Raw genomic sequence first — 12,861 nt, 5'->3', positions numbered from 1 at the left:
TCAATTCACCTCCCAATCAGCAGTTATGGCAGCCGTCGTTCTTTGGCGATTTTCTCGTTATAAGGTTCATCAATCCCACCAGAATCCCCATTACAAAGAAAGCTCCGGGAGGAAGAAGCATAATTACCCATTGAGTAAAATTCTGTCCGAACAAAGGAATATCAAAGATCGTCCCATTTCCTAAAATTTCCCTTACCATGCTTATAACCGTTATTGCCCAGGCATAACCAAGTCCCATTCCAAGGGCATCGGCAGCAGCCCTCAACACATTTACCTTCGAAGCAAAGGCTTCAGCTCTTGCAAGAACTATGCAGTTAACAACTATTAAAGGAATGAAAATACCCATTACCTGATATAAAGCGGGGAAATACGCTTTCATTACAAGGTCTACGATGGTCGTAAAGGTAGCCACTACGATAATATAGCAGGGAATTCTTACCTTTGAAGGTATAATATTTTTCAAAAGGGAAATCAGTATACTTGAACAGGTTAATACGAAAGTTAAAGCAAGTCCCATAGCTATTCCATTTTTTGCTGCGGTTGTAACAGCCAAAGCCGAGCATATTCCGATAACCATTCTAAAGATAGGATTTTCATTCCATAATCCGTTAACAAAATCTTTTACCAATTGCATCAGAAATCACCTCCTACGGGATATATTTTAGTCACTTCTTCCAAGGTGGATTTTATTGCCTTTGCAACGGCCGTAGGAGAAATAGTGGCACCGGTAATAACCTTAACATCTTTTTTTGGAGCGAATTCGTCTTTTACCGATTTCCCTTTGAACTGTTCTGTAAAAGAAGGTTCTTTTATCTTAGCACCAAGCCCCGGGGTTTCTGACATGGAAAGTATTTCAATTCCTGTTAATTTTCCCTCTTTGGGGTTATATCCCACCATTATTTCAATAGGCCCTGAAAAACCGCTCCCCACAGCTTTGAAAGCTATACCCTTTTTACTGCCCTGGTTATCCATGCCGATATAAAAAGTCATTCCATCCTTTTGGACTTCTTCCATTTTTTCAGCACCGGGAATTACTTTTAACACTGAACTCTCCAAAGCCTCTTTTGCCTGTTGCTGTATTTTGGGATAAGTAGCCTGATACGTGAAAGCAAGGAGGGCACCAGCTACGAGTGCAATCATCATTAACACTACAACCATTTTTACCGGTTGATTCATTTTGCTTTCACCTCCCCGTAAATTCTGGGCACGGTTAACCTGTTAATAATTGGTGTAAAGGCGTTCATTAAGAGAATTGAAAAAGATACTCCTTCGGGATATCCCCCGTAGAATCTAATAATTACGGTAAATAAACCGCAGCCAATGCCAAAAATAATTTTCCCTAAACGGCTTATAGGTGAAGTAACCATATCAGTAGCCATAAAGAAGGCACCGAGCATTAACCCGCCCGATAAAAGCTGCAATACGGGATCCCTTCCCAGTAAGAGCGATAGCACTGCTACCGTAGCAAGATATGAAAGTGGTGTTCTGAAATCCACGTATCCCCTGTAAATGAGGTATAATCCTCCAATTATTATCATTATTGCCGAAGTTTCTCCCATGGAGCCTCCGGTCCTACCTATCAGCAAATTCAAATAATCGGTGGTTACATGCTGCATCTTATAAAGCATCAAAGGCGTCGCACCGGTAGTGCCATCAACGGGGTTTATCCATTTAGTCATTTGAACGGGAAAAGTTATCATTAGAAATACCCTGCCTATTAAAGCTGGGTTAAATGGATTTGAACCTATACCCCCGTAAATTTGTTTACCCAGCGAAATTGCCACAGCGGAACCTACAACAGCCATCCATAAAGGTAGTCCCGGCGGAAGATTTAAAGCCAGTAAAATACCCGTAACCAGTGCGCTTCCGTCCCATATAGTGATTTTTTTCCCTCTCAGCATCTGAAACAGGGCTTCGGTAATTATACAGGCCAAAGAAGTGGTAATTACTAAAAGTAAAGCTTTTATCCCAAAAAAATATACACCTGCAGCTGTCGGAAGCAGTAAAGCCCCTGCTACAGTATACATTATTTTGGAAACACTTTCTCCCGAATGTATATGGGGAGAAGAAGTTGTTATAAACTTGTAGTCCTGCATTTTTTCGCCTCCATTCTATTTCTTTTTCGACATAACAATGTTATTTTTAGCAAGTCTTATCCACTGGGTAAGGGGTATATGAGCCGGGCAAACATAAGCACAGCACCCACATTCAATACAATCCATCGCATGATACTGCTCGGCTTCAATCCATTTACCCTTCTGGGCAAATTTCGCAAGGGTAGTAGGTAATAGATGAATTGGACATGCATCCACGCATTTTGCACATCTAATACAATTGGAGGGTTCCTCTAAATTTACATCTTTCTTTTGGAGAACGAGTATTCCTGAAGTTCCTTTTATAACAGGTACATCCAGTAATCCCTGAGCAAGGCCCATCATGGGGCCTCCCATAATGACCTTTCCAACCTCACCTTTAAACCCACCGCATTGTTCAATAATATCGCTAAAGGGAGTACCGATTCTAATCAAAAGGTTTTTAGGCTCATTTATTCCCGTTCCCGTAACCGTTGTAATCCTTTCTATTAAGGGCATACCCGTCTTCAAAGCCTTAGCTATTGCCGCACAGGTGCCCGCATTATCAACTATCACATGCACATCCATGGGAAGCCCGCCGGAAGGAACTTCCCTTCCGGTAATTGCATTAATAAGTTGCTTCTCGCCTCCCTGAGGATATTTAGTATCCAGTTCCACCACTTCGATTCCCTGCAATCCTTTTGCAGCATTTTTTATAGCTTCAATGGCATCGGGTTTGTTGTTTTCAATTCCTATATAACCTTTTTTAACTCCGGTTGCTTTCATAATAGCAAGAAGACCGAAAACTACATCCTCCGGGTGTTCTACCATTAAACGATGGTCAGAGGTCAGATAAGGTTCGCATTCCGCACCGTTTACGATAATGGTGTCTATTGTTTTTCCCGGCGGAGGCGATAATTTTACCTGAGTGGGGAATCCCGCACCACCCATTCCAACGATGCCGGCTTCCCTTATTATGGTTTTGATTTCATCGGGAGTGAGTTCTTCCAGCGGTTTTTTAGGATTAATCCCTTCGTATATTTCGTCCTTTCCATCCGACTCAATTACCACCGACATTACAAGAGCCCCTGAAGGGTGCGGTCTTGGTTCAATTGCTATTACCTTCCCCGATACACTGGCATGCACGGGAGCAGAGACCGGTGCCTTTGCTTCACCAATTTTTTGCCCGACCTTTACCGTATCCCCTACTTTTACGATTGGCTCACAGGGTGCACCCACATGCTGGCTCATGGGAATAATTACTTTTGAAGGAAGCTTAGCTCTTTCCACGGGTTTTCTATTTGTATACTCTTTATTATACTCAGGGTGAATCCCGCCCTTAAAAGTTTTAAGCATAATCACCTCTCCTCTCAGTTTAAAAAACCTTTTATATATTCGACATTCTTCTTTTAAAACCTTTTAATTAAAAAAAATAATTTTTTCACAAGTATCATGTATACAAAAAAAGCAAACACTAAAAAAATTATACAACAAATCCTTATGAATTTCTATCAAATTGTTTTAAATATCCATGTATAATATTAACAAAAAACCCCGCCTTTTCAGACGAGGTTTTATTAAACAACACCCTATACTAATTTTTATGATTTTTTACACTCATTTATGACTCGGGATACAGAGGTCTTTTTGTATAATGAGTATGCAGGAGTTCATGGGATTTCTCGCTTAACGGATGACCCAGGAATTCTTTATAAAGCTGCTGAACCGCTGGATTTTCATGGGATTTTCTTAAAGGCATATTCCTATCGACTTCATAGATAGCATTTCCTCTTACTTCTCTATAATCCAATTCCATTCTTTCATCAGCGTTTAATATCGGCTGTCCTCCACCGCCTACACACCCTCCGGGGCAGCACATTATTTCTATGAAATGATAATTGGCCTCGCCGTTTTTTACTCTGTCGAGTACTTTTCTTGCATTGGAAAGCCCGTGAGCCACTGCCACATTTACTTTTATTCCATCTATATCAATAGTTGCTTCTTTTATACCTTCAACACCTCTTACCTCCGTAAAGTCGATTCTCTCAAGCTCTTTACCTGTAACTAATTCGTATACCGTCCTCAAAGCGGCTTCCATTACACCGCCCGTTGCTCCGAAAATAGCACCCGCACCTGTAGATATCCCAAGGGGCTCATCGAATTCTTCATCGGGCATCAAAGCAAGGTCTATTCCCGCTTCTTTCAGCATCCTTGCAATTTCTCTGGTAGTTAGCACCACATCCACATCTTGATAGCCGCTGGCCCGCATTTCCGGCCTCTTTGCTTCATACTTTTTCGCGGTGCAGGGCATTATGGAAACTACAAATATTTTTGAAGGATCTATACCCATTTTTTCAGCGTAATAGGTCTTTGCAATAGCTCCGAACATCTGCTGGGGTGACTTGCAAGTTGACAAATTCTCCAGAAACTCCGGATAGTAATGCTCGCAGAACTTAATCCAGCCGGGGCTGCAGGAAGTTATCAAAGGCAATTTTCCCCCATGATTTAATCTTTCTAAGAATTCATTACCCTCTTCCATAATAGTGAGGTCTGCAGTAAAATCCGTGTCGAAAACCCTGTCAAATCCCATCCTTCTTAAAGCTGCTGGAATTTTCTTTGTAACGATGGCACCCCTCCCCAGGCCGAATTCTTCTCCTAAAGATACCCTCACGGCCGGAGCTATTTGAACTACTACGTGTTTTTCCGGATCTGCAATTGCCTGCCACACCCTGTCAGTATCGTCCTTTTCTTTCAATGCTCCTACTGGACATACCAGTATGCACTGTCCGCAGTTTACACAGGCAACTTCCGAAAGACTTTTGTCGAATACCGGAGCTACCATTGTATTAAAGCCTCTATGATTAGGAGAAATTACCCCCACTCCCTGGACTTTATGGCATGCACTCACACAGCGCCTGCAGAGGACGCATTTTGAAGTATCCCTGACAATTGACGGTGAAAAATCATCATACTTTGGTCTGTGCTTTTCGCCCTGATATCTAATGGATTTAATTCCCAGTTCCTCAGATAATTTTTGCAATTCGCAGTTTAAATTTCGCACACATGTTGGGCACTCTAAATTGTGATCCGATAAAAGGAGCTCCAAGGTCGTTTTTCTCGATTCTCTTACACGAGGAGTATTGGTAAGCACTTCCATACCTTCGGATACAGGGTAAACGCAGGATGCCTGCAAATTCCTTGCTCCTTTAACCTCTACTACACACATTCTGCAGGCGCCGATTTCATTTATACCCTTTAAAAAGCACAGCGTAGGAATTTTAATTCCCAGCTTCCTGGCTGCCTCTAAAACAGTAGTACCCTTGGGAACCTGCACTTTCTGGCCATCTATGGTCAACGTAACCATTTCCATATCAAAGTTCTCTCCCTTCTACTTATTTTTTAACAATTGCCCCGAACGGGCATCTATCAAAACAGCTGTTGCATTTAATGCATTTTTCTTTATCTATTACATGAGGCTGCCTTCTTTCTCCCGTTATTGCTCCTACAGGACATACCTTTACGCAAAGACCACAGCCTTTACATTTTTCAGGAATAATTTCATATTTGATCAGTGCTTTGCAGGCGCCTGCGGGACATCTTTTTTCCTTTATATGAGCTTCATATTCGTCTCTAAAGTACCTCAATGTGGAAAGTACCGGATTTGGTGCCGTCTGACCCAGTCCGCACAGTGCGGAATCCTTTATACTTTTTGCAAGGTTTTCCAGAAGTTCAATATCGCCCTCTTTGCCCTCCCCGTTTGTAATTCTTTCCAGTATTTCTAACATTCGTTTAGTCCCAATGCGGCATGGAGGGCATTTTCCGCAGGATTCATCCTGAGTGAAGGTTAAAAAGAATTTTGCAATATCCACCATGCAGTTGTCCTCGTCCATTACTATCATACCGCCGGAACCCATCATCGATCCCGCTTGAGTTAATGTGTCGTATTCTATGGGCATATCAAGCAACGATGCCGGTATGCAGCCACCGGAAGGCCCACCGGTTTGAACAGCCTTGAATTTCTTGCCATTAGGTATTCCGCCGCCAATTTCGAAAATAACCTCTCTTAAGGTGGTACCCATAGGGATTTCCACAAGACCTGTATTATTTATCTTTCCTCCGATAGCAAAAACCTTGGTGCCTTTACTTCTCTCGGTGCCTATGCTCGCAAACCAGTCAGCACCGTTCAATATTATAGGCGGAATGTTGGCATAAGTTTCTACATTGTTTATCAGGGTGGGTTTCCCCCATAAACCCTGAAGTGCAGGGAAGGGTGGTCGTGGCCTGGGTTCACCTCTTCTGCCTTCAATTGAAGCAAGTAATGCCGTTTCCTCTCCGCATACAAAGGCACCGGAACCAAGCCTCAAGAAAATATCGAAATTAAAACCTGTACCTAAAATATTTTCACCAAGAAGCCCTCTTTCCCGGGCCTGGTTAATAGCGATTTCAAGCCTTTTAACAGCTATAGGATATTCCGCTCTTACATAAATGTAGCCTTCCTGTGCTCCAATAGCGTACCCGGCAATTGCCATTGCCTCTAAGACCGAATGAGGATCGCCCTCTAAAATACTTCTATCCATAAACGCACCGGGGTCCCCTTCATCCGCATTGCAAACTACGTATTTTACATCCCCGGGAGCATCCTTGGCAAACTGCCATTTTCTGCCCGTTGGGAAACCTCCCCCTCCCCTTCCTCTTAAGCCTGATTTTGTTACTTCATCCACAACTTCCTGAGGTGTCATTTTTGTTAAAACCTTTGCTAAAGCCATATACCCATCGTTGGCAATATATTCTTCTATAACTTCGGGGTTTATAATACCGCAATTTCTTAGAGCTATTCTTTTTTGGTGCTTATAAAAATTTATGTCAGTCAATGCGCGCATTTTTTCTTCGGTTGCATGTTCTTTATAAAGGAGTCTTTCAACTATTCTTCCTTTGATCAGATGTTCTTCAACTATTTCGGCGACATCTTCAGGTTTTACCCTGCAATAATAACTTCCTTCAGGATATATCAAAACATTAGGTCCCAGCTCGCAAAGTCCCAAACAGCCCGTCTGAACCACTTTTACTTCCTTTGATAAACCTTTTTTCTCAATTTCCTTTTGAAAAGCCTCAATTATAGGCTCGCTTCCCGAAGCGGTGCATCCGGTTCCTTTGCAAACAAGCACATGTGCTCTATAAATCTCCATCGCTTATCCTCCTCACAATCAAAAACTTTTAAATATTTGGTATAACCCATTCTTCAATTATTTGATTATTCACAATATGTTTAGCAACAATCTGACGAGCCTTTTCGGCATCCAGATTGACATAGGTCACCTTTGGCTGGCCGGGTTTAATGACATCTATTAAAGGTTCAAACTTACAAAGACCAATACATCCCGTTTCGGTAACAATAACGTCATTCAAATTCCTCTTTTTGATCTCGTCCAGTATCGCCAGCAAAACCTGCCTGGCTCCGGCGGAGATTCCGCAGGTACCCATTCCTACCACAATTCGGGTTTTATTTTCATTGTCCTTTCTCAGGTTTATAAGGTCTTTAGCCTGTTCACGTATTTTTTCCAATTCTTCAAGAGATTTTATTACACCCATCTTTTACACCTCCAAAATACTTTTTAAGTTGCTGTCCACATAATCCTTTATAAAGTCAAGGACCAAAGGATGGTTAATAGGGACATCATTTAATCGTTTTTTTATTTCCCCGGTATCAAATACAAAAATCTTATCATCTACCGAATGCTCATATATAAACTCCACATGGGGGTAAAGGGCACACAATGTGACCAGGGTATCTGCCATATTACCCAAAGGCTGCAAATCAATGTGGTTTTTAATGAAAGTAGCTTCTACCTTCGTACCCATCCCCAATTTTGAAGTGATCTTAAAATCTCCTCCCGCCATTTTTGCAGCCTGTGCAAAAAGAGGGATTCCTAATCCTACCCTCCTGGTTGTTCTGGTGGTAAAGAAAGGGTCTACTACTTTTTTAACCGTATCTTCGTCCATGCCTTTTCCATTGTCGGTTATTGTTATCGTCATCAAATTCTTTTCCCTTTCTTCTTTTATTGATATCTTCACCCAGGTAGCACCTGCATTTATTGAATTTTCCACAATGTCCAAGATATGCAAAGAAAGTTCCTTCATAGCCTATTCGTATTTTTTCAGTATTTCGGGAACCTTGTCAGGAGTAAGTCTTCCGTATACATCTTCATTTATTATTACGGTAGGAGCAAGCCCGCAAGCACCAACACAGCGGCAAGCATCAAGGGAAAATTTAATATCATCAGTGGTATCCCCTACTTTGATACCCAGTTCCTGTTCAAATCTTTCTAATACCTTATTTGCACCTTTTACATAACAAGCAGTTCCAAGGCATACTCTTATCTGATATTTGCCCCTTGGTTTGAGGTTAAAAAAGGAGTAAAAAGTGATTGTGCTATAAACCTCACTCAATGTAACATTTAAACTTTCCGCTACTTTCTTTTGAACGTCTAAGGGTAAATATCCCATTATCCCCTGTGCTTCCTGAAGAGCCTGTAAAAGTGCTCCCTTTTGGCCTTTATATTTTTCAAGCATTTCATCGATTTTTTTAAGTTTTTCTTCGTAGTCGGCTATTTTGATATTGGTTTCCAAGAAAATCACTCCTTTATTTTCTAAATTTGAATTTAAAATTTTAAATAAGTCCCGGGTAAAATTGTTAATTTTTTGTTAAAGTAATTCTTTTCACAAAAATTTCGTTAAAAAAAACTACTCCCTTATTACAACCCTCCTTCCGCCCTCACCTTTTATGCATCTAAAAAATTCATCTATTGTTAAATCCTCCATTATAAAAAACGTATTGGGAGGAAAAGCCAATCCCATCAAATTATGAGCATCAGAAGAATAAATTTTGGTCATATCTATTAGTGGTACATTCATTAAATTCCTTTCCTTTAGTGCCCTTTTTGAAAATTCCAGCGCATCAGGGTAAATATCCTCCGGAATAAATCCCAGGTTTGAAATGATGCTGTAACTTTCTCTATCAATATGGGCAGGAACAAAAAGCCCACCTAAATCTTTTACCTTGCCGAAAATTTGATTAACAGAGTATTTTACCGAAAGCGATAGCATTTTTTCCTCTATCCCGACGGTATCTCCCTTTTCATTTACTATATACTGGCTTCCGAAAATCTCCGGTATATTTTTTACATCCGGAAGACCTCTGTAAATAAAGTTTTCAAATATCCGCATGCTATTAATATCTTTGAAATAGCACAGAACGTGAACTTCTTCCATTGTTTGAACTTCCATGCCGGGAATAACAAGTATTTCTTTGCCCGAAGCTTTTATGAAGGCCTCAACGTTTTTTGAGCAATTGTGATCACATACACTTATTATGCTAATCCCCAGCAATTTTGCCATATTTATAACATTAGGGGGATTCATTTCTTCGGAAGCGCAGGGAGATAAGCAGCTGTGGATGTGCAGGTCTGCTGCAAATTCTTTCATCGAAAACTGCTCCCGTATAATAAATTATACAGTATACCGCATAATTCAAAAGAGGTTTTATTTGAAGAAAAAATAGGAATATTTTCTTCCTTTGCCTTTTTCAGGGTATTTTCATCTACCGGAACCCCTTCTGCAAGAATGATTCCGGATAGGCCCAGCAGGGAAGCTACTGCCACAATATTTTGATGGCTTTGAATGGTAATCCAAACCTGATTTTCTTTTGCATGAGCCATAACCCAGCTTAGAAGGTCCCCGGCATATCCTCCTTCAACATTTTTATTCAGGTTTACTCCCTCGGTTAGAATCTTTAAACCCAGTTTTTCAACCAGTTCAACCAGTTTCATTGACTTCACCTCCATCCGTATCCATGGTGGGAGGTAATTTTTGCGAGAGGTCCAGAACTTCTTTGGCTAACTGCCTAACCCTATCCCTTAATTTAAATACGCAATCCGTTTCATTGGCCCTTCCAAGAACTATATCCTCAGCTAAAGCACGACAATTCGGGCTTCCGCAGCTTCCGCAATCGAGTCCGGGAAGACCTTTCAGGGTTTTTTCCAAAAGTTCCATCTTTTCTATAGCTTTTGCAATATTGCCATCCAAGCCGTAGTTAATTTCCCCAGTAATAGGTTCTTCCATATTGTAAAGCCCATTTTTTATGGATATTTTTATTTCATTTTCATCAAAATTAGGATTATACCCTAATTTTTCTGACATCCTTCTGAGTTTAACCCTGGCGACAAATCTATTTTCAACCATTAAAGCTCCACCTATACATCCTCCATTGCATGCCTGTAACTCTACATAGTCTATATCGGAAAGTTTGCCCATCTCAATTTCTTCTAAAACCTCAATACAATTGTGTATTCCATCTACCGATAAATTATTTCCCCATCCTATAGCCAAATTTTCCCCGCCCGATCTACCCCATCCTACTCCAAGGCCATTAGCTCTTTTAAAAATCGTTTGGTAAATACCTTTGCCGAGATTTTTTAATATCTCTCCGTAAATTACATTTACAGGAACGACGGCATCCACATAGGATTTTGATGTGCCGATGGGCTGTTTTACTGCCGTCACTTTTGCAGGACATGGACTTAAAAATACCGTGCCAATATCCATTGCAGGAATACCTAATTTTGCTGATACGATTTCCTTTGCCCTTTTTGCCGCGATTTCCATAGGTGATTTTACAGGGATTATGTTTTCAATCAGAGAAGGAAACCTCACGCGTATTAACCTCAGTACGGCAGGGCAGGAAGAAGAAATTAGGGGTTTAATCGAGCTATTTTTTATATATTCGCGAATCGCAATGGAAATTTCCTCAGCAGCTAAGGCTACCTCGTATACTTCGTCAAAACCTGCCTGGTGCAGAGCATTTATTATCTGTTCCTTAGAGACATTTTCTTTGAACTGGGCAAATAAACTGGGTGCGGGAAGTGCGATTTTAAACTTAAACTCTTTTAATTTTTCAAGACTATCGTAAACCGCATATTTTGCTTGATTCGGACATATTCTTATACATTCCCCACAGTCAATACATTTATCCTGTAAAATCTGGGCCTTTCCGTTACGCACCCTTATTGCCTCTGTTGGGCACCCTTTTATGCAGTTGGTACATCCCTTACATTTCGATATATCGAGAGTAACGGAATGGTAGTATCCCGTCAAAAATTCCACCAGCTTTCCTTAAAAGCCTAATTGGGCTAAATAGAAAATTATATCTATATATTTTTTAAATAAATTATCATTCTCACTTTTGTCCCTTTTCCGACAACAGAAGTTATTTCGAATTTATCTGAAAATTTTTTCATGTTTGGAAGGCCCATTCCCGCTCCAAAGCCCATCTCGCGGATGTAAGCTGGGGCTGTGGAATAACCCTCCTGCATAGCCAAATCTATATCCGGTATACCCGGCCCCTCATCTTCCGCAATAATTTCAATATACTTAGGTGTCAAATTAAAGGTAATTTTACCTTTGAAGGCATGAATGACGATATTCATCTCTGCTTCATAGGCTGCAATAGATACCCTTCTTAAGATCGAAGGATCTATTCCTATTTGCCTGAAGATCTTCTTGGCCTGTTCGGTAGCTCTCCCCGCTGTGTTAAAATCCCCACCTACCACATCGTAAGAAAGTTCCATAGCCCGAGCAAGGTCCTTTTCTTCCACATCTTTCATTTCATATTTATTTTTTATGTCTCCTTTTAATCCTGCTTCGAAAAGAAGTCCGCAGCTCTCGTAAAGTGGATACAATGTGCGCAAAAGAATAAGCCCATATTCCCTGGCTAAATCTATAACTTCCCGCCCGGGCATTTTACCTCTTACAAAAATAATGGCTTTAAAATCCGACATAAAGGCGGTTTTAACTATTTGATTATGGGTTAATCCGGTTAATAAAACGGCATTCTTTTTACTATCCGAAAGTATGTCGCTTATCAATTCTGCGCCACAAGCATTTTCTATTTCCAGATCCAGATTTTCACCTAACAGGATATCCGCTTTCAGAATATTTTTTATATCTTCTAATTTCATCTATTTTCACCTAAGTAATAAGTAAGATATTCTAATTGGGATGCCAGGTCTACCCTTCTTAAAACTATATTATCGGGAACGAAGATATTTACCGGTGCAAAATTTATAATACCGCGAATACCGGACTCTACAATCATGTTTACAACTTCCTGAGCCACCTGAGCTGGAACAGCAACAATTGCCAGTTCAATGTTAAGTTCCTTTGCTTTTTCCTTCAGCTCATCCAAATGATAGATCTCAATATTGTTTATTTTTTTACCAACTTTCTCTGGGTCAGTATCAAACATACAAACTATTTCAAAACCTCTTTCCAAAAAACCCCGGTACTGAGAAAGGGCGGTTCCCAAATTACCTGCACCGAAAATTGCTACATTCCACTTTTTATCAAGCCCTAATATCTTCATGATATAATTGTACAATTCCTTGGGGTTATATCCCACTCCCCTGGTTCCAAATTCTCCAAAGTAAGCTAAATCTTTTCTTACCTGGGCAGGAGTAACACCCGTTGCTTCAGCAATATTTTGAGAAGAAACCGTTGAAATTCCCTTCTCATCGGCTTCTTTTAAAAATCTCGAGTAAGCCGTCAATCTTCCTATGGTAGCATCGGGAATTTTAAATTTTTTAAACAAAAATTATCACTCCTTGCTTTTATTTTATCATAGTAAATTTCTTTTTACAATACAAAAAGCGAAAATTATCACAATGTTTTAATAGATTGTTAATTTTTTAACAATATATATTTCAAAATTATCTTGAATGATTATTTTTTTAAATTT

General features: G+C 40.3%; 14 protein-coding genes. All 14 read right to left on the bottom strand.

Annotation, left to right across the window (positions count from 1 at the left end; all coding sequences use genetic code 11):
- Positions 1 to 16 precede the first annotated feature (16 nt).
- Positions 17 to 634 (bottom strand): electron transport complex subunit RsxE, encoded by a 618-nt coding sequence (rsxE, locus tag ACPLOV_RS03485; protein ID WP_424908662.1) that lies wholly within the window; start codon positions 632 to 634, stop codon positions 17 to 19.
- Positions 634 to 1,176 (bottom strand): RnfABCDGE type electron transport complex subunit G, encoded by a 543-nt coding sequence (locus tag ACPLOV_RS03480; protein WP_424908661.1) that lies wholly within the window; start codon positions 1,174 to 1,176, stop codon positions 634 to 636. The genes rsxE and ACPLOV_RS03480 overlap by 1 nt, the downstream gene beginning before the upstream one ends.
- Positions 1,173 to 2,096, bottom strand: coding sequence for an RnfABCDGE type electron transport complex subunit D (locus ACPLOV_RS03475; protein WP_424908660.1), 924 nt, complete (start codon positions 2,094 to 2,096; stop codon positions 1,173 to 1,175). The genes ACPLOV_RS03480 and ACPLOV_RS03475 overlap by 4 nt, the downstream gene beginning before the upstream one ends.
- A 15-nt stretch (positions 2,097 to 2,111) precedes the next feature.
- A complete protein-coding gene (gene rsxC, locus ACPLOV_RS03470; RefSeq protein ID WP_424908659.1) occupies positions 2,112 to 3,428 on the bottom strand; it encodes an electron transport complex subunit RsxC in 1,317 nt (438 codons plus the stop codon).
- Positions 3,429 to 3,693: 265 nt separating this feature from the next.
- Positions 3,694 to 5,442: an NADH-dependent [FeFe] hydrogenase, group A6 gene (locus tag ACPLOV_RS03465; protein WP_424908658.1), complete on the bottom strand. Its 1,749-nt coding sequence runs from the start codon at positions 5,440 to 5,442 to the stop codon at positions 3,694 to 3,696.
- Between the two features lie 22 nt (positions 5,443 to 5,464).
- Entirely contained in the window at positions 5,465 to 7,258 is a 1,794-nt protein-coding gene (gene nuoF, locus ACPLOV_RS03460; RefSeq protein ID WP_424908657.1) for an NADH-quinone oxidoreductase subunit NuoF, read from the bottom strand.
- Positions 7,259 to 7,286: 28 nt separating this feature from the next.
- Positions 7,287 to 7,652 (bottom strand): (2Fe-2S) ferredoxin domain-containing protein, encoded by a 366-nt coding sequence (locus tag ACPLOV_RS03455; protein ID WP_424908663.1) that lies wholly within the window; start codon positions 7,650 to 7,652, stop codon positions 7,287 to 7,289.
- A 12-nt stretch (positions 7,653 to 7,664) separates the two neighbouring features.
- Positions 7,665 to 8,195 (bottom strand): ATP-binding protein, encoded by a 531-nt coding sequence (locus tag ACPLOV_RS03450; RefSeq protein WP_424910650.1) that lies wholly within the window; start codon positions 8,193 to 8,195, stop codon positions 7,665 to 7,667.
- A gap of 18 nt (positions 8,196 to 8,213) precedes the next feature.
- Entirely contained in the window at positions 8,214 to 8,699 is a 486-nt protein-coding gene (gene nuoE, locus ACPLOV_RS03445) for an NADH-quinone oxidoreductase subunit NuoE (protein ID WP_424908655.1), read from the bottom strand.
- Positions 8,700 to 8,813: 114 nt separating this feature from the next.
- Positions 8,814 to 9,554 (bottom strand): histidinol phosphatase, encoded by a 741-nt coding sequence (locus tag ACPLOV_RS03440; protein ID WP_424908654.1) that lies wholly within the window; start codon positions 9,552 to 9,554, stop codon positions 8,814 to 8,816.
- Entirely contained in the window at positions 9,551 to 9,898 is a 348-nt protein-coding gene (locus tag ACPLOV_RS03435; RefSeq protein WP_424908653.1) for a DRTGG domain-containing protein, read from the bottom strand. Before ACPLOV_RS03435 ends, ACPLOV_RS03440 begins: the two co-directional genes overlap by 4 nt.
- A complete protein-coding gene (locus ACPLOV_RS03430) occupies positions 9,885 to 11,222 on the bottom strand; it encodes a [Fe-Fe] hydrogenase large subunit C-terminal domain-containing protein (RefSeq protein WP_424908652.1) in 1,338 nt (445 codons plus the stop codon). The genes ACPLOV_RS03435 and ACPLOV_RS03430 overlap by 14 nt, the downstream gene beginning before the upstream one ends.
- 53 nt (positions 11,223 to 11,275) lie before the next feature.
- Positions 11,276 to 12,085 carry an ATP-binding protein gene (locus ACPLOV_RS03425; RefSeq protein ID WP_424908651.1) on the bottom strand — a complete coding sequence of 270 codons (810 nt, stop codon included), beginning with the start codon at positions 12,083 to 12,085 and terminating at the stop codon, positions 11,276 to 11,278.
- The gene (locus ACPLOV_RS03420; RefSeq protein WP_424908650.1) at positions 12,082 to 12,714 is read right to left on the bottom strand and encodes a redox-sensing transcriptional repressor Rex; all 633 of its coding nucleotides are present in this window, start codon (positions 12,712 to 12,714) and stop codon (positions 12,082 to 12,084) included. Before ACPLOV_RS03420 ends, ACPLOV_RS03425 begins: the two co-directional genes overlap by 4 nt.
- Positions 12,715 to 12,861 lie beyond the last annotated feature (147 nt).

The sequence above is a fragment of the Thermovenabulum sp. genome (assembly GCF_049723235.1).
GTDB lineage: Bacteria > Bacillota > Thermosediminibacteria > Thermosediminibacterales > Thermosediminibacteraceae > Thermovenabulum.
The sequence above is the reverse complement of the archived record's forward strand: the minus strand, read 5'-3'. Positions and strand labels throughout refer to the sequence as shown.